Source organism: Martinezella sp. CNPSo 3732, from assembly GCF_057784515.1.
In genome coordinates this window covers 738,170-756,320 of the sequence record NZ_JBXSOO010000001.1, presented here as the reverse complement: position 1 = coordinate 756,320, position 18,151 = coordinate 738,170, and the positions used below count along the sequence as shown (strand labels likewise).

General features: G+C 57.8%; 10 protein-coding genes. 8 read left to right on the top strand and 2 right to left on the bottom strand.

The genetic code is table 11. The features are described from left to right. The first annotated feature begins 427 nt into the window (after positions 1-427). The 3 genes from AC13RM_RS03470 (at position 428) to AC13RM_RS03460 (ending at position 5,318) form a co-directional block, all read left to right on the top strand. Complete coding sequence (locus tag AC13RM_RS03470; protein ID WP_374817971.1) at positions 428-655, top strand: hypothetical protein; 228 nt, start codon at positions 428-430, stop codon at positions 653-655. A 357-nt stretch (positions 656-1,012) separates the two neighbouring features. Further along, positions 1,013-4,945, top strand: coding sequence for a chemotaxis protein CheB (locus tag AC13RM_RS03465; RefSeq protein ID WP_488554563.1), 3,933 nt, complete (start codon positions 1,013-1,015; stop codon positions 4,943-4,945). Next, entirely contained in the window at positions 4,938-5,318 is a 381-nt protein-coding gene (locus tag AC13RM_RS03460; protein ID WP_113232387.1) for a response regulator, read from the top strand. The genes AC13RM_RS03465 and AC13RM_RS03460 overlap by 8 nt, the downstream gene beginning before the upstream one ends. Positions 5,319-5,385: 67 nt before the next feature. Here the strand turns inward: AC13RM_RS03460 and AC13RM_RS03455 are convergent, their stop codons facing one another. Together AC13RM_RS03455 and AC13RM_RS03450 are read right to left on the bottom strand one after the other, a co-directional pair. Beyond that, entirely contained in the window at positions 5,386-6,513 is a 1,128-nt protein-coding gene (locus tag AC13RM_RS03455) for a helix-turn-helix domain-containing protein (RefSeq protein ID WP_440480230.1), read from the bottom strand. 90 nt (positions 6,514-6,603) lie between these two features. Continuing rightward, a complete protein-coding gene (locus AC13RM_RS03450) occupies positions 6,604-6,798 on the bottom strand; it encodes a hypothetical protein (RefSeq protein ID WP_374817885.1) in 195 nt (64 codons plus the stop codon). Between the two features lie 425 nt (positions 6,799-7,223). Here AC13RM_RS03450 and AC13RM_RS03445 point away from each other — a divergent pair, with 425 nt between their 5' ends. The 5 genes from AC13RM_RS03445 to glgB all read left to right on the top strand — a co-directional run bounded on the left by AC13RM_RS03445 (position 7,224) and on the right by glgB (position 18,081). Further along, positions 7,224-7,604, top strand: a complete 381-nt coding sequence (locus AC13RM_RS03445) for a response regulator (RefSeq protein WP_285171077.1) — start codon at positions 7,224-7,226, stop codon at positions 7,602-7,604. 1,132 nt (positions 7,605-8,736) lie between these two features. Beyond that, on the top strand, positions 8,737-9,027 hold the full coding sequence (locus tag AC13RM_RS03440; RefSeq protein WP_285171078.1) for a hypothetical protein: 291 nt from the start codon (positions 8,737-8,739) through the stop codon (positions 9,025-9,027). Positions 9,028-9,339: 312 nt separating this feature from the next. Continuing rightward, positions 9,340-12,558, top strand: coding sequence for an alpha-1,4-glucan--maltose-1-phosphate maltosyltransferase (locus AC13RM_RS03435; protein ID WP_374817881.1), 3,219 nt, complete (start codon positions 9,340-9,342; stop codon positions 12,556-12,558). 1 nt (position 12,559) lies between these two features. Then, on the top strand, positions 12,560-15,853 hold the full coding sequence (gene treS / locus AC13RM_RS03430) for a maltose alpha-D-glucosyltransferase (protein ID WP_374817879.1): 3,294 nt from the start codon (positions 12,560-12,562) through the stop codon (positions 15,851-15,853). Beyond that, complete coding sequence (gene glgB, locus AC13RM_RS03425) at positions 15,850-18,081, top strand: 1,4-alpha-glucan branching protein GlgB (protein WP_374817877.1); 2,232 nt, start codon at positions 15,850-15,852, stop codon at positions 18,079-18,081. The genes treS and glgB overlap by 4 nt, the downstream gene beginning before the upstream one ends. Positions 18,082-18,151: the final 70 nt, after the last annotated feature.

The window sequence follows — 18,151 nt, the reverse complement described above, 5'->3', positions numbered from 1 at the left end:
ACCACTGGAAGTAATGCCGTTATCGATTCCGATAAGGCAAGGACCGCTCCAGCGAGGCTCCCCTAGCGCGCCGTCCAGCTGGCGGTGGGCCGATCGGCGCTCTGCGGAGATTGTCTGTGGCGTGGCCACAGGACGTCTCAATAAGATACGCGAGATTTAACAGCCTGATCGACATATTGATAGGCTGAAGGTGAGATCGAGGAATTCTCGGTAAAAGCGGCTGCTGTCGATTTGGACTGGACAACTGACGAGTCCGAAAAGACCATTATGCAACCGCCACGCTTGGGAAGCGTTCAGGGCTCTGGGGTCGTACAACGGAGCAAGACTCCGCCGGTGGAACTTCCTTGCTTACCATGTGGTTTGGTGTGCCGAAGCGAAATTGGAGGATGCGATGAGAAGAATAGTCGCCATTGGAGTTTTGGCAGGCATGCTTGCGGCTTGCCAATCCACCCAAGCGGAGCTGCAGCCTATTCCCGGAAGCATCACCTATGGTGGGCAACCGACGCAACGGTTACAAAAGTCACCCGTCGGCAGCATCGTCCCCCACACATTCACGGATCAGTGGGGCGAACGGGTGCGCGAGACCTACATCCTGCAGCCCGATCGCAGTCTGAAGCTCGTAGATCGGGTATATCTCGATAATCCGTTCGATTGACACGCTCATCAGCGAGCGCGAGGGATGCTACGTTAAGGAGAGCACCTGCCATTCAAAGTTCAGGTGACATTTCGAGATTTGCCAAAGGCCTGACTTTCTTCGAATAGGCGCCATTCCTCGAAGATGTTCATTCGAGGGTGCATCGCTACAAATTCATAAGCGAAATTTTTGGGGATCACCGCTCTCGGAGAGCCGGCTTGGCGAATTGGCGGCTCGACATTCGCGAGCATCGGTATCTTGTGATACGCGACACATCGGACTGAATTCCGCCGAAACAGATATGCGAGCATCCGTAGTCGGGGTAATATGGTAGAAGCGCGGAAATTTCTCAATAATTTGAAGATGAGCGAATAGAAAATGGCCGACGACGAACTCAAATCACAGTTCCAACAGACCTTCGTGCTTGTTTGTGCGATCGGGGCGTCTGCGGGCGGGGTGTCGGCACTGCAGAATTTATTCCGGCAGTTGCCGACCGACCTCGGGCTTGCCTATGTCGTCATCGTCCATCTATCTCCCGATGAACCGAGCTCGCTGGGCGAGATCCTTTCTGTGTGCACCCGCATGCCTGTGCACCAGATCGAAGATAGCCCGACGCTGAAGCGGGATTGCGTCTTCGTCATCGCGCCGGATCGGGAAGTCATCATCGATGGCGATAATATATCTTCAAGACCATTCAGCGAACCGCGGGGCCGGCGCGCGCCGATCGATATGTTTTTTCGTTCGGTTGCCGCCGCGCGCGGTGATGGCGTCGCTATTGTTCTCTCCGGAGCGGGTGCGGATGGCGCGCTCGGCGTGACAGCCATCAAGGAAGCCGGCGGCGTGATCATGGTCCAGGATCCTGCCGAGGCGAGCTTCAATGCCATGCCGCAAAACGCAATCGCGACTGGCGCCGCTGATTTCGTCGCTCCCATACCCAGATTGGTCGAACGGCTGTCTGAGGTGGCTCGCAGCAAGGAAGCCGTCCGGTCGCTCGATATGGCAGGGGTGGCCAATGATCTCCGGCGGATCGTCGCTTTGTTGCGGGCTCGAACCGGCCACGATTTTTCCGCTTACAAGCGCGCCACCGTGATGCGGCGGGTTGTGCGAAGGATGCAGGTTTGTCGCACGGAGACGCTTGCCGACTATGCCGACTATTTGCTGACGACACCTGAGGAGGCGCAGAATCTATTCTCCGATCTGTTGATATCGGTGACGATGTTCTTCCGCGACGAACAGGCTTTCGAAGCGCTAGGACGCCAGGTGATCAAGCCCCTGTTCGATGCCTATAGCGGGGAGAACGACGAGAGTATTCGTGTATGGGTGGTCGGCTGTGCAACGGGGGAGGAAGCCTACAGCGTGGCTATTCTTCTGCATGAAGAAATGGCTCGCCGCAACGTAAAAATCCCTCTGCAGATCTTCGCGACCGATTTGGATGAGGGAGCGCTCGGGACAGCCAGGGAAGGGCGCTATCCGAGAGCGATCGAGGCTGACGTTTCCGAGGAGCGATTGTCTCGTTTCTTCATTGACGAAGGTACCCATTTCCGGGTCCGCAAGGAAGTAAGAGAAAGCGTGCTGTTTGCCAAGCACAGCGTCCTGAAGGAGCCGCCTTTCATGCGGCTCGATCTGATTACCTGCCGGAATTTGCTGATCTATCTTGAACGCGCCCTTCAGGCCCAGGTCTGCTCGATCTTTCACTACGGATTGCGGGCGGGGCGATATCTCTTTCTTGGCTCAGCCGAGACGGTTGATGTCGCCGCCGACCTTTTCGCGCCGGTCGATAGGCAGGCGCGCATCTATAGCGCCCGGCCTCACGGCGGCCATTTGTTGCCGATCCTGCCGCAGTTTGCCGCACCGGAGCAGCAGCTGACGAGCAATGATCGGCCAACGCCAATCACCACGGAGCGGGCAGCGCTTCCAGCCGCCCTCCATCTCGCGGCGCTGGAACACAACGCGCCGGCGAGCGTCCTGGTCGATGATGGGCAGAATATTCTGCATCTGTCTCCGACGGCGGGCCGATTTATTTTGCACTCGGCCGGGCCGGTCTCCAAAACCTTGACTGCGATCGTCAGACCTGAACTTCGTTTAGATCTCGGAATAGCGCTTTCACGAGCGCTCGAGAAAGGAGAGCCGAGCGTTACGTTGCCGACGGTGGTCGCCTTCGATCAAGGTAAGCGGCGAATTTCCATGCAGGTGACCCCCATCACAAACGACGCGCAGAAGGCTGCGCAGGCTCTGGTGTTCTTTCTGGACGGGGGTGTCGTCCTCGATAGTGATGAGTTGGAACCCGTGGCCGACGCGCGCCCGGACGAAGTTCGCCGCGTCTATGCCGAGCTCAAGGCTTCACAAGAGGCGCTGATGCTAAGCCGCAGCGGACACGACGCCCTCGTTCAAGAGCTTCGTGCGGCCAATGAAGAGCTGCAATCGATGAACGAGGAATATCGCTCGACGGCCGAAGAGCTCGAGACCTCCAAGGAGGAGCTGCAGTCCATCAACGAGGAACTCCACACCGTCAATGCCGAACTGAAGAGCAAGCTCGAGAGTATCTCGGCAGCGCATAGCGATCTGCAGAACCTGTCGGCTGCCACCGAAATCGGCACGCTTTTCCTCGATCCGGACCTCCGCATCAAGATGTTCACCGCGCCGGTCGCGGAGCTCTTCAACGTCACAAGGCACGATATCGGCCGTGCCATCACCGATTTTACCCATCAACTGAACTATGACGATATCGAGAGCGACGCGCGAAGAGTTTTGAAAGATCTGATCCCTATCGAGCGCGAAGTTACCAGCCGCAAGGGCCGGCAGTTCTCGATGCGCCTGCGGCCCTACAGGACGGTAGAAGACCGGATCGATGGAACCGTCGTGACATTTGTCGACATATCCGACCGCGCGCGGGCCGAGGCTGCGTTGCGTGCAAGCGAGGATCGGCTGCGCCAGTTTGGTGAGGCGTCGCAGGATATTCTTTGGATCCGGGATGCCGAGACATTCCAGTGGTCGTATCTGACACCCGCATTCGAAGCGATTTATGGCCTGGATCGAGAGGCTGCGCTTCGAGGGGATAATATGGCTGGATGGCTGGAGATGATCCTGCCGGAAGATCGTGAACGGGCAGCCGAAAACCTGCGACGGGTTCGCACCGGTGAGCGAGTGGTCTTCGAATATCGCATCCGGAGGGCCTCGGATGGAGGTATTCGCTGGCTCCGGAACACGGATTTTCCCATTAAGGATGAAACGGGACGGGTTGCCCATATCGGTGGAATTGGCCACGACATTACCGAGATCAAGGATACCGAAGCGGCGCTTGCAGCCGCCGAGCAACGTCAGCGCGCTCTTTTGGAAGGCATTCCGCAACTCGTCTGGCGCGCGGTCGACGGAGGCAGTTGGACATGGTCGAGCCCGCAATGGACCAGCTATACCGGCCAGGCTGAGGGCGAAAGCCGCGGTTCGGGATGGCTCGAACCGGTACACCCTGACGATCGTGACAGTGCGCTGGCAAATTGGTCCAAGGCCATTGAATCTGGCGGGATGGAGACGGAATACCGCATCCGTCGGGCTGATACGAACTCTTATCGGTGGTTTCACACACGGGCAACACCGGTTCGTGACGGAAATGGCGCCATCGTCGAGTGGCTCGGCACATCAACCGACGTCGATGATTTGCGTGGCATGCAGGCACGCCAGGAAATCCTGGTGGCCGAGTTGCAGCATCGAACGCGGAATCTGATGGGTGTCATACGCTCGACGGCCGACAAGACCGGCCGCGCCAGCAACGACCTTGAGGAATTCCGTGAGAAATTCCACGATCGGCTCAATGCGTTGGCGCGAGTTCAGGGGCTGCTGTCACGTCTCAACGAACATGACCGGGTTACCTTCGACGAACTGATCGAAAGTGAACTTTCGGCGATGGATGGCAGTGCCGAGCGCACCAGCCTCGAAGGACCGAGCGGGGTGCGCTTGCGATCTTCCACGGTCCAGACGCTGGCGATGGCTCTCCATGAGCTTGCCACGAATGCTGTAAAATATGGCGCGCTTGGTCAGCCCGCCGGCCGATTGTCCGTTCGCTGGAGGCTTGATGAGCAGGGTGATGGCGGTCGTCCCTGGCTCCATATCGATTGGCGCGAAAGCGGCGTTAAAATGCCCGGCGGAGGTGAGGCCCTGGCCGGCACGGGGCAGGGTCGTGAGCTGATCGAACAGGCGCTCCCATATCAACTCGGCGCCCAAACAAGCTATGTGCTCGGTCCTGACGGTGTTCATTGCACCATCGCGATACCGGTTTCGGCGACGAGATCCGCAAGGGAGACTCCGGATGAATGATCAATCATTGAAAGGTCTCCGCATTCTTGTGGTCGAAGATGAATACTTGCTTGCCATGGAGCTTAGCGATTTTCTGAGCGACGCCGGAGCCTTGATCATTGGACCTGTCGGAACGCTAAACGATACGTTTGAATTGATCGGCAAAACATCGCTTATCGATGGGGCTATCCTCGATATTAATTTGAGGGGCGAGACGGTCTTCCCGGCGGCTGACAAACTGGTGGAGCGAAATGTTCCGATCTTGTTCACGTCCGGTTATGATGCCGCTGGGCTCCCAAGCCGATTCAGGCATTGCGATTTGCTGGGTAAGCCCAACGACATGGCCAAACTCTGTGAGACTATCCGCCGGATGACAGCCGGACCAGGCCAATAATGCCGCGGACTGTCGTGCGCTCGTCTAAGGCATTTGAGCAGGATCGCTTCGGGAATTGGCGACAAGTTCATGCTACAGGCCGTATCAACTCCGACGGCAATTCGCGGGTAAGAGGAAGATGCATCAGCCGTTCATACTCGGCTTCGGGCGTACCATAGGCTTCGCCAGCGATCTTGATCAGTTGTACGCGATCTCGGATCTCGATATTCGATCGTGTGGCCCTGATCAATTTTTCGCCCTCAAGCACATGGATCGCGTCTGTGACGGATGACCGCCTCACGCCGAGCATTATTGAAAGATATTCATGCGTCAAATCAAAGGATTGTAGAGGAACGCGATCCTGAACCATCAAGAGCCAGCGCGCCAATCTCTGTCGCAGCTCAAATTTGGCGTTTACCAATGCCGTGTGACTGACCTGCACCCCCAGAATTCGGGAGAAACGCGCACCGAGCAATCCGAGGTCAGGCGCCAGGTGAAGCGCAGCTCGAAAGTCGAGAGCCGCCATGACCAGCGCGTCGCCCTCGACTTGGTTGATTAACTCGTGAGAGGTCCGATCGTCACCGATCGCGATTCCCATCCCGGTCATGCCCTCCCTGCCAATCAGCCCCGTTTCGATCCGCGTTCCCTGGCGACCCACCGCAATGAGCGAGGCGACGCAATCAATTGGGAAGTAGACGCGAGTGACCTTCTGATTCTGGACCTCCATGACCGCACCGCGAGGCAAGTGCACACGGCGCAGAAAGCGGGAGATCTGGCCAAGTTGCTGCTGCGGCAATCGTCTCAGGATTGCGTTCCGCTGCAAGTCATCGTTGGCCACGGCCGCTGGCTCCAACACGTTCGCGAGCGCGGCGACTATCGCACGATCTTCCAGAGGCTTGCGCAGAAGAAGCTTGTCGGCGTGGCGAGCCGGGACGACTTGTGGATCGAACGCAGTTGCGAAAATGAACGGAACAGCGCGACGTTCAAGTTCGTCGGCGACCGGAAATACCATCTCTCCGGATAACCTTATATCCAGCATCGCGGCCGCGATGTTATCACCCGCGCGAATTCGCTCGAGAGCCTCTTCGACACCGGGCAATGGGCCGACAACGTCGAAGCCCAATTGGTCGAGGCGTCGCGCCAGGTCGGACGCGATGAAGTAATCATCCTCGACCAGCAGAACCCGAGTTCCCTCAGCGATTTGCGATGCAGCCATTTCGCACCTACCATCAGATTGGTCGAGCACTATCTGGAAACGGAGGCGATCCTAAGCGGTTCCATCATATCCCAATATACCGTTGCACGCTCAGTCTTGTTCAGACGGACGAATATTGGACTGAAGCTGGTCGAGGAGGGCAGAGATTTCTTCGTAGGCTTGTTTGACAGCCAGATGACCTTCCGCTTGCTCCTTCAGCACCGAATCCTGGACAGCGCGGTATAAGAGGTTTCGGATCTTCCAGAGACGAGTTTCCGCCGCCGGGCTGCACCTAATATCATTCATTTGGCCCTCCTTATCACGCTGGGCTCTCGGCGCGAGGCTTTGTTCGCGAGCGGAAACAAGCACCACTGTCTTCGGAGAATAGCCTAACCTGTGCCGTATGACGCTCAAATGGCCAGCAAAACAACCTGATCCTAGTAAGTTCGGCGACCACGTGCCCAACCAGAACAAGACCGCAAAGTTCCTTCGCAGCACGCAGAACCATGCTGATCGACCTGCTCATCGCCTGCCTTCTGCCAAGCCGCGCTGCTGCGGTGGGTGACTACGTTTTGTACGTTGCCGTACAATGTCTAATCGCTGATGGTTGTAATCTAGGATGGCGGATCGCTCCGCTGTAATGTGGATTTGCGGAGCTCATGGATGTGAGACGGGTGGAGTAGATAGCAGGAAATAAAATCGTTCAACTGAGACTTAGGGGAGGGGAAACGATGTTCAGCGAACTGCTTGGCAGATGCGTTCTCGTGGTCGAAGATGATTATTTCCAGGCAAGCGATCTGACGATCGCGCTCGAAGACCAAGGCTGCGATGTCGTCGGCCCTTTCTCCACACTTGCCGCCGGGATGCGTGCTTTTGCGAAGGCACGGATCGATGCCGCGGTGCTGGACATTCATCTCGGCGCCGAGCGCATATACGGTCTCGCGGATCAGCTTAATGAAAGCAACATTCCCTACTTATTCGTCACTGGCTACGACGCGACGGCGATCCCAGAGCGATTTCGAAAGATCGAGCGCCTTTCAAAGCCGGTTGAGCTTGAAAAGATCATCCCCGTGCTGACCGCCATGATTAGCAAACATGCCAGCAGACATTAGAACGATGTAGGCACGGCCGTTGATCCCACAGAATGAGAAAGACAGCCAGGGCGATGTTCCGAGGGAATGCCGATAGCCGCTGGTCGGCAGCTATCGGCATCGGCAGGAGAACCGGAAGGCGGGGAGCCCTTCCACTTGTAAAACTACACGCCTCTCGGAAAGTTCCTCATATCAGTCGAATAGAAGTATATTCGGCCATGTCCCTACGCCAGCGTCCCCTCAAGTCTTGGTCAGGTAACATAATGAAACGAACGTGACACCTCCGCGACCAATGCCGGGACGCAAAAATGGCCCGATCTAAGGTCGGGCCAAGCTTTGCGGGAAGGCTGAGTGATATGAGTGAAAGATCACCCGCGGAATAAACTGGGCAGCCCGGCTAAGGTTCCAGTTGCTCGAAACAAATCGCCCTGCCGGGTGGGGCCAGGCAGGGCAGCAACAGGAGCACTGTTGAGAGCGCGAGTCGGGATAAACCGGAGTTCAGTAACTTACGCAGCTTCAATCTATCATTGTGCGACAGCTTTGTGAATGCCACCATTCGCATCGGGCGATGGCCGTGGGCGGACCAAGCGCTACGTTCTTCGCACCGACTACTCGCAAACCGTCTCGCGCACTACGACCCGATGTTGATGACGGTAACCGTAGCGCCTCTCTGTCCAGCACCGGCGATGATACCTGTAGCGCGGGGCGTCATAGTATCCATCATCTGCGTAGGCCGGCCGATCGCGATAATAGCGTGGCGGCGCATCATAGTCGTAGCGAGGCCCAACTCCGTATTCAAAATAGACCTGAGAGAATGCCGGCGATGCGGCCAAGGTCGTTGCGAGCGCCAGCGCTGCGATTACAATTCTTTTCATGTCTTTCCATTCCAATTTACATACAGCTCCGGCGCGCTAATCCGCGCCTTAGATGTAGTATGACATGAGCGCTGCTTATGAACACGGACCAAAGTCCCGACCACGTAAGGACTTAGGCCTTAGAACTCATGAAAGCTTTGTCCGCCGGCGTACATAGAAATGGGTCGACTCGTCGTTCTCATAGCGTAAGATGATATATCGTCGCCAACCGAATAAGTAGGCGGTGGCGACTGAGGGTTTGTACGTGCTCCCGCCTGCAAGACCGAGGAAGCAGCATTATGCCCTTTCGGAAATACGCATCTATTCCAAATGATCCTGATTTCCGCGAAGCCTTAGTGCTTTGGGCTCGCAAGTTTGCCAGATCCGAGATGGTGGCAAAACGTGTGGCGCAGCGGACGATTGATGTCTTGTGCGACAATCCCAGCCTCCTCGACGGCCGCGACATAAACGAAGCGATTTTCAAGCTATTGCGTCGGCACGCGTTCGATGAAATCGAATTGTCGCGTGAGCAAGGCCTGCACGCTGATGGCGCGGTGCCCGAGGAGCGGGTTGATCATTGCAGTCACTAAAAGTTGGCTCTGCTGGAAAGGGCGTCCCGGATCGCCTCGATGCGGCTCCATTCGCGGCGCTAGAATTTTCCGCTTTCTTTGATCTTTCCAATTTTTGAAAAAAGCTGTGCTTCCCAACGTCTTTGAATGAGTTTCATTCATTGCGCGAGGCATCGATTATCGCCGGAACACAGATCCTTTTGCGATGTGAGAGGCGAGATGTTCGCTCAAGCGGAAGTTGCTCGGATTGGAACAACTAAGCTGCCTGCAGGTTAGGCTCGGTAACCGCCGAAACAATAGTTCATGTCCGCGTGACGCGTGGAGAATTACTTGATGCCGCTTGCAGCTCAGTCAGACGTCGCATTCAGCCATCCGCGGATCTACTATGTGAATCCATTGCTGCTGGCAGGGCGAGATCGATGGAGCGAAGTATTTGATCACGCGAGTACGCTCGGCTTCGACATTGTGCTCTCGGCCCCGCCTTTTTGCAAAAAGGCTGGCGGGGGTCTTTTTTCCACGGACAATTACGAACATCTGGATCCGGCGCTCGAGCTGGAAGGAGATGCGAAAGAGGCTCTCTCCATGCTGGTGCAAGAGGCGCGAGCATCGGGGATCGAACTCATGCTCGACCTTATGGTTAGCGCTTATGACGCGGGGACCGCAACCGCCTTTACCCCGCTCGACCCACGGCGGTCGCCCCTCTCTTCAACTAGGCCTGTAGCACTATCCCCAGCCGCGGTAATCGACGAGTGGGAAGCGCGGCTGGCGGAGTTTGCGTCATGTGGAATCGCTGGATATCGGGTCCTTGGCATTGCCGGCCTCCCTGTCGATGGCTGGCGGCGCTTGATGACCAGCGCGAAAAAGGCACGACCGGGAACGAGGTTTTTTGCGTACACGCCGGGGACGGATTTCGCCCTACGCTCGGCATTACGGGACTGCGGCTTCGATGGTGCCTTTTCCTCGCTTGCCTGGTGGGATCTGCGAGAAGGCTGGTTCCTTGAGGAATATCACCTGCAGCTTCCTTTCGGACGGCAGATCGCCTTTCCGGAAGTGCCGTTTGGACGGCGCCTGGCGCATGGCACCGAAAGCAGGGAAATCCGCGAGCGAAAATCACGCCGCGCTCTCCATCTTGCGGCCGAACTCGGCGATGGATTGCTTGTGCCGATGGGTTTCGAATTCGGCGCCACCCTGCCGCTCGATCCGACATATGGTCATGGACAGGGCTTGCGTGTCGTTAAAGCCGAGGGAGCCTACGATATCTCGGGGGATATACGCGATCTGAATTCCGCGCCACGCGGCTCCGCTCGACCGATGACCCTTCGTTGCGAAACAACCAGCCAGGCGACGGTGATTGCCCAGGCTGATCGGTCTGCATTGCGGGATGCAACGCATGCGCGGCTTCTCGCTGTTAACAGAGATCCGCGTCGTCCCGCGGAACTGCCTGACGATATCATGCATCGCTTGGCTTCGCCTTTCCTGCCCATCGAGGCGGTGCCTAGCAGCCGCAGGATCGCTCCGGGCGAGGTGCGTGTTGTCACAACCGAGGCGCGCCCTCTCGTCACGGCTGACGAAGGGCAGCTGTCCCTCGCCGAAGCGACGGCCTCTCCACGCATCGCCATCGAACATGTTACGCCGCAGGTCGACGATGGACGCTTTCCAATCAAGCGCATCGTCGGCGATACCGTAATCGTCGAGGCGGACATCTTTGCCGATGGCCATGATCTGCTGTCGGCGGCCCTGCTTTACCGCGCCCACGATGAGCTTGATTGGCGTCAAACCAAGATGGCCCTTTCCGAAAACGATCGCTGGCAGGGCGCATTCCTGCTCGATCGCATCGGGCGCTTCGATTTCATGGTCGAGGCCTGGAAAAATCCCTTTGCCATTTTCCGCTACGAGCTTCTCAAGAAGAGCGAAGCGCGGCTCGATCTCCGGTTGGAACTGATCGAAGGCGAAGAGTTGATCCGGGATGCTGCAGTCGATGGCGGCGTACGGATGAGGGATGAGGATAGGACGGAACTCGCGGCGCTGCTTGCCGAGCTCGAAAGGCGTGACGGGCCAGGCAAGCTTGAATTGCTGCTTGCCACACGAACAAACGAACTCATGTCGCTCGCCGACCGCCGTCCCTTTGCCTCGCACTCGCGGACCTATGGTATCGAAGCCGAACGCCGCGAGGCGGCCTTTGCAAGCTGGTATCAGATATTTCCACGCTCGCAGAGCGGGGATCCCAATCGCCACGGCACGTTCGAAGACGTCATCGCACGTTTGCCGGCCATCCGCGATATGGGTTTCGACGTGCTTTACTTCCCGCCGATCCATCCGATCGGCCATACCAACCGCAAGGGCCGCAACAATTCTCTTATTGCCGCTCCGACCGACCCGGGCAGTCCTTACGCAATCGGTTCGGAAGCCGGGGGACATGAGGCAATCCACCCCCTGCTTGGAGGATTCCATGACTTCGAGCATCTGATCTCGGAAGCAAGGCGGTTCGGATTGGAGATTGCGCTCGATTTAGCGATTCAAGCCTCCCCTGATCATCCGTGGCTAAAGGAGCATCCGGGCTGGTTCGACTGGCGCCCCGACGGCACGATCCGCTATGCGGAAAATCCGCCGAAGAAATACGAAGACATCGTCAATGTCGATTTCTATGCACCGGAAGCCGTGCCGGCACTTTGGGTCGAACTGCGCGACATCGTCGAAATGTGGATCGAAGAAGGCGTGGAAATCTTCCGCGTCGATAACCCCCATACCAAGCCTTTTCCTTTCTGGGAGTGGATGATCGGCGATATCCGCGCGCGTCATCCGAAGGTCGTGTTCCTTTCGGAAGCCTTCACGAGACCGAAGGTGATGTACCGGCTGGCAAAGGTCGGCTTCTCCCAGTCCTACACCTACTTCACCTGGCGCAACACAAGGGCAGAGCTGGAGGAATATCTGACCGAGCTTACTCGAAGTGAGGTCAGGGAATTCTTTCGCCCGCATTTCTTCGTCAACACCCATGATATCAACCCGGACTTCCTGCAGAACGCGCCGCGCTCTGCCTTTCTCATCCGGGCCGCGCTGGCTGCCACACTGTCCGGCCTTTGGGGCGTCTATAACGGCTTCGAGCTGTGCGAAGGACGTCCGGATGCCAAGCGCAAGGAATATGCCGATAGTGAAAAATACGAGATCCGCGCCTGGGATTACGACCGACCGGGCAACATCAAGGCGGAAATCTCGATGCTCAACCGCATTCGCAAGAATAATTCAGCCCTGCATTCGCATCTCGGCCTGACATTTCTGCCCTCGTCGAACCCCAACGTCATGTTTTTCGAAAAGGCAAGCGGCGGACGCCACAACGTTCTGTTTGTCGCCGTGACGCTCAATCCGCACGCGATAGAGGAAAGCAATATCGAATTTCCGCTCTGGCGGTTTGGCCTGGCAGACGAAGGGACGCTCGCTTTCGAGGATCTCGTTAGCGGCCAAAGATTCAGCCGCACGGGGAAGTGGCAGATGATCCGGCTCGATCCGGCCCATTTGCCCTTTGCCATCTGGCGCGTCAGGGCAGGGGAGGTCTAAGATGGACACTGTTCACATGCCCGAGGTCGATAGTGCTGCCGATGATCCGCTATGGTATAAGGATGCGATCATCTATCAGCTGCACATCAAGTCCTTTTACGATGCCAATGGCGATGGCATCGGCGACTTCGAAGGCCTGTACCAGAAGCTCGACTATATCGCTGCACTCGGCGTCAATGCCATTTGGCTCCTGCCGTTCTTTCCCTCGCCCCGGCGCGATGATGGTTATGATATTGCCGATTATCGCAACGTCAGCCCTGATTACGGGACGCTGGAGGATTTCCGGAAGTTCGTGGCGGCTGCGCATGAACACAATATCCGCGTCATTATCGAGCTCGTCATCAATCACACGTCGGACCAACATCCCTGGTTCCAACGCGCGCGGCAATCGCCTGCCGGAAGCCCCGAACGAGACTTCTACGTCTGGTCGGATACCGACCTGAAATTTCCCGAGACCCGCATCATTTTTCTCGATACGGAAAAATCGAACTGGACATTCGATCCCGTGGCGGGCGCCTATTACTGGCATCGCTTCTATTCGCACCAGCCAGATCTCAACTTCGATAATCCGCTGGTCATGAAGGAGATTATCGATGTCATGCGTTTCTGGCTTGAGACTGGCATCGATGGCTTCCGGCTCGATGCGATCCCCTATCTTGTCGAGCGCGAAGGCACCAACAATGAAAATCTGCCGGAAACCCATCTGATTCTCAAACAGATCCGTGCGGCGCTTGATGCGACACATTCCGGCGTGCTGCTCCTTGCCGAGGCAAACCAGTGGCCAGAGGACACGCGCGAATATTTCGGCGACGGCGACGAATGCCATATGGCGTTCCATTTTCCCCTGATGCCGCGCATGTACATGGCGATTGCCAAGGAGGACCGCTTTCCGATCACCGACATCATACGTCAAACGCCTGAGATCCCCGACATCTGCCAATGGGCGATCTTCCTCAGAAATCATGACGAATTGACGCTCGAAATGGTCACCGACGCTGAACGCGATTATCTGTGGGAGACTTATGCCTCCGATAAGCGCGCCCGTATCAACCTTGGCATCCGCCGCAGGTTGGCGCCATTGATGGAACGCGACCGCCGCCGTATCGAGCTCATGAATGCATTGCTGCTGTCCATGCCGGGAACACCTATCGTCTATTATGGCGATGAGATCGGCATGGGAGACAATATTTATCTCGGCGACCGGGACGGGGTGCGCACCCCTATGCAATGGTCCCCCGATCGCAACGGCGGCTTTTCGCGCGCAGATCCGGCACGCCTCGTATTGCCGCCGGTTGCCGATCCCCTTTACGGCTACGAGGCATTGAATGTCGAGGCGCAGGTGTCGGACGCGCATTCGCTGTTGAATTGGACACGGCGAATGCTGGCGCTGCGCGGTCGCCACAGCGCCTTCGGGCGGGGTTCAATGCGGTTTCTGACGCCGGCGAACCGGCGGATTCTCGCCTATTTGCGCGAATATGATGATGAGGTCATTCTTTGCGTTGCAAACCTGTCACGCGTTCCCCAGGCGGTAGAGCTCGATCTGCAGCAGTTCGAAGGGCGAGTTCCGGTGGAGTTGACGGGTATGTCGCCGTTCCCGCCGATCGGGCAGCTCACCTATCTGCTCACACTGCCTCCCTATGGTTTCTTCTGGTTCCAGCTCGCTGCCGAAGCCGACGGGCCGGCCTGGCGCACGGCTCCGCCTGAGCAACTTGTCGATCTGGTGACGATCGTTATCAGACGCAGCCTGACGGAGCTTGCCGAGCTGCCGCATCACACGGCGATGCTGAGCAGGGATATCTTGCCGGCCTATCTTGCGAAGCGCCGCTGGTTCGGCGCCAAGGACCAGGCTCTGCAGGAGGCGAGGCTTGTTTCCGCGACACCGATACCCTTTGCCGACGGTATCGTGCTCGGAGAGATCGAGGTTGTGCTGCCGGATCATGTGGAGAGCTATCAATTGCCGCTCGCAGCCGAATGGGATGATACGGCGCCCAACGTGCTCGCTCAGCAGCTTTCCCTTGCGCGCATCCGGCAGGGTAGGCGGGTTGGATTCTTGACCGACGGATTTGCCGTCGAGATGATGGCACGCGGCATTTTTCAAGGCCTATGCGATCGCTCGACGGTCAGCGGACGCACCGGCATGATCGAGTTCATCGGCACTGATCGGCTCGATTGTCTGGCTTTGACCGAGGATATGCCGATCCGCTGGCTTTCGGCCGAACAATCCAACAGCTCCTTGCTCGTGGGCGACCTGGCAATGATCAAGCTGATCCGCCATGTCTTCGTTGGCGTCCATCCGGAAGTCGAGATGACGCGCTATTTGACGGAACATGGTTATGAGCATACTGCCCCTCTTCTGGGCGAGGTGGCTCGGACCGACGGCGAAGGTCGCCGATCGACGCTGATCATCGTGCAAGGCGCGATCCGCAACCAGGGTGACGCCTGGAATTGGATGCTGTCCAACCTGCGCCGCACCGCTGACGAGATCGTTATCACCGAGGCTGCAGTCGAGTCGGCCGATGAGCAGCTGCAGCCGCTTCTGCATTTTATTTCCATGGTCGGCGAACGCCTTGGAGAATTGCATGTCTTGCTGGCGCAGCCGACCGACAACGAAGCCTTCGCGCCGCGTCGGGCGGATGCACGCGATATCGCCGGCATTCGCAAAACCGTAACGGGCGAGATCACCTATGCCTTTTCCAAGCTGACCGACCTCGAAGACAGTGTCGAGCCGGAGATCGCAGAGCAAATGTCCTCGCTGCTTGCCGAACGCGACAGGATCCTCGAGCTTGCCAGTGCGCTGGTGGAGGAGGCGAAAGGCACGTTGTTGACGCGTGCGCATGGCGATTTCCATCTTGGCCAGATCCTGGTGACGGAAGGCGATGCGGTCATCATCGATTTCGAAGGCGAGCCAGCGCGCAATCTAGCCGAACGCCGCGCCAAGACGAGCCCGTTGCGCGACGCTGCCGGCCTGCTGCGGTCGCTCGATTATCTCTCAGCAACCGCCATGCTCGAAAACGACGCCATTTCGGATCATCATGATGCCCGCCGCCGAGAGGTGATCCGGCGCTTCGCGGAAAATGCGGAACGCATCTTTCTGACATCCTACATCGCGGCATTGGCGGCTTCGCCCGATTTGCCGAAAGAGCCTGCCGAAGCTCGGCGGATCATCGATATCTTTCTTCTGGAGAAGGCTGCCTATGAGATCGCCTACGAGGCACGAAACCGTCCGAAGTGGCTTCCGATCCCGCTGAACGGACTTGCCGCCATCATAGCGCGACTGTCGGGGAGCCGCTCATGAGCGATGTTGCCGACATTCTCAGCGGAGTGGATGCGGGTTCCATGCGTGCCCTGGTGGAGGGGCGGCATGGAGATCCCTTTTCGATCCTCGGCATGCACCAAGGTGTGGATGGCCGCTACAGCGTCAGAGCCTATCTGCCTGGGGCTTTGCGCGTTGAAATTCTCAATCGGGACAGTGATCGCGTTCTGGCGTCGGCCGATCTTATCCATCCCGCCGGCCTGTTTGGCGCCACACTTGCCGAACGCAACGCCTATTATCTGAAAATTCACTGGCCCGATGCAATCCAGGTGACGGCCGATCCCTACAGCTTTGCGCCGTTGCTCGGTGATCTGGATCTCCATCTGATCTCGCAAGGCACGCATTACAATCTGAGCGAGGCTCTTGGCGCCAATCCCATGACGGTCGAAGATGTCGCGGGCGTGCGTTTCGCGGTCTGGGCGCCGAATGCAAGCAGGGTATCCGTGGTCGGCGACTTCAACGCCTGGGACGGGCGCCGCCATCCGATGAGGCTCCGGCCGCAGGCCGGTGTCTGGGAGATATTCATTCCGCATATCACGGTCGGCGAACGCTACAAGTTCGAGATTGTCGATCGCTCCGGTACCCTGCTGCCGCAGAAGGCCGATCCGGTCGCACGGGCAGCGGAGCCCGCGCCATCGACGGCGTCCGTGGTGGCGTCGTCCGAACCCTTCCGCTGGAACGATCATACCTGGATGGAGAATTGCCGAAACGCCGATCAGTTCGCCAAGGCGCTTTCGGTTTACGAGGTTCATGCCGGCTCCTGGCTGCGCGACATGGAAGATGGCGGCCGCGCGCTGGATTGGATCGAACTCTCGCAGCGGCTCATTCCCTATGCCAGCGAAATGGGCTTCACCCATATCGAGCTCCTGCCGATCATGGAGCATCCTTTTGGCGGATCGTGGGGGTATCAGCCACTCGGTCTATTCGCGCCGACCGGGCGCCACGGCACGCCTGAAGATTTCGCATATTTCGTCGATCGCTGCCATCAGGAAGGGCTCGGTGTCATTCTGGATTGGGTGCCGGCGCATTTCCCGACGGATGTGTGGGGACTGGCGCGTTTTGACGGAACCGCGCTTTATGAGCATGAGGATCCGCGGGAGGGTTTCCATCGCGACTGGAACACGCTGATCTATAATCTTGGACGCAACGAGGTCAAAGGCTTCCTGATCGCGAGCGCGCTCGAATGGCTTGACCGCTTTCATGTGGACGGACTGCGCGTCGATGCCGTCGCTTCCATGCTCTATCGCGACTATAGCCGCCCGGAAGGCGAGTGGATCCCGAACCGCTACGGAGGGCGCGAAAACCTGGAAGCCATCGAATTCTTCAAGCATCTGAACAGCATCGTTCACGAACGCTTTCCGCATGCGCTGATGATCGCCGAGGAATCGACCGCTTTTCCGAACATCACCAGACCCGCTGCGGAAGGCGGACTCGGCTTCGACATGAAGTGGAATATGGGATGGATGCATGACACGCTCCATTACATGTCCGACGATCCGGTCTATCGAAAATATCATCATGGCTCGATGACATTCGGCATGATCTATGCCTATAGCGAGCGCTTCATCCTGCCGTTTTCGCATGACGAAGTCGTGCACGGAAAGGGTTCCATGCTGGCCAAGATGCCCGGCGATCCCTCGCAGAAGATGGCCAATCTTCGCGCTCTTTTCGGCTTCATGTGGGGGTACCCGGGTAAGAAGCTTCTCTTTATGGGCGGTGAGATCGGCCAATGGTCGGAATGGAGCCACGACAGTTCCGTGGAATGGGATCTCCTGGATGAACCGTCTCACGCCGGCCTGCAACGGCTGGTGCGCGATCTCAACCGAATCTACAGGCATTTTCCCTGCCTGCAGCACGGCGACACTGTGCCCGACGGCTTTGAGTGGGCGGTTGCGGATGATGCCGAACAGTCGGTTTTCGGAATGCTGCGCTTCGATCCCGGACGGCGGTCGGCCATTCTGATCGTCTCGAATTTCACTCCGATTTTCCGCGGTGGATACAGAGTTGGCGTCCCTTTTTCCGGTCTCTGGCGGCGGATACTCGATACGGATGACTCTGTTTATGGCGGAGCAGGCATCGGCTCCCGCGATCGTCTTACCGACGACTTTCCCGTGCATGGACGCCGCCAGTCCCTTCTCCTTGATCTTGCCCCTCTTTCAACAGCGATGTTTCTCTTTGAGGATGGAGAAACGATGACGGGAGGTGAGTGACCCTGAAGGTCTGCGTCGTGGGAAGTAGTCGATACAGTCGTAGCTGCGCGTTCAACGGAACGGTCCGGTA

Excerpts from the sequence above, each read along its gene's own strand:
- AC13RM_RS03440 (WP_285171078.1), top strand. The coding sequence starts at position 8,737 with ATGCCCTTTCGGAAATACGCATCTATTCCAAATGATCCTGATTTCCGC.
- AC13RM_RS03450 (WP_374817885.1), bottom strand. The coding sequence starts at position 6,798 with ATGAATGATATTAGGTGCAGCCCGGCGGCGGAAACTCGTCTCTGGAAG.
- AC13RM_RS03470 (WP_374817971.1), top strand. The coding sequence starts at position 428 with ATGCTTGCGGCTTGCCAATCCACCCAAGCGGAGCTGCAGCCTATTCCC.
- AC13RM_RS03465 (WP_488554563.1), top strand. The coding sequence starts at position 1,013 with ATGGCCGACGACGAACTCAAATCACAGTTCCAACAGACCTTCGTGCTT.
- AC13RM_RS03435 (WP_374817881.1), top strand. The coding sequence starts at position 9,340 with ATGCCGCTTGCAGCTCAGTCAGACGTCGCATTCAGCCATCCGCGGATC.
- treS (WP_374817879.1), top strand. The coding sequence starts at position 12,560 with ATGGACACTGTTCACATGCCCGAGGTCGATAGTGCTGCCGATGATCCG.
- glgB (WP_374817877.1), top strand. The coding sequence starts at position 15,850 with ATGAGCGATGTTGCCGACATTCTCAGCGGAGTGGATGCGGGTTCCATG.
- AC13RM_RS03445 (WP_285171077.1), top strand. The coding sequence starts at position 7,224 with ATGTTCAGCGAACTGCTTGGCAGATGCGTTCTCGTGGTCGAAGATGAT.
- AC13RM_RS03460 (WP_113232387.1), top strand. The coding sequence starts at position 4,938 with ATGAATGATCAATCATTGAAAGGTCTCCGCATTCTTGTGGTCGAAGAT.
- AC13RM_RS03455 (WP_440480230.1), bottom strand. The coding sequence starts at position 6,513 with ATGGCTGCATCGCAAATCGCTGAGGGAACTCGGGTTCTGCTGGTCGAG.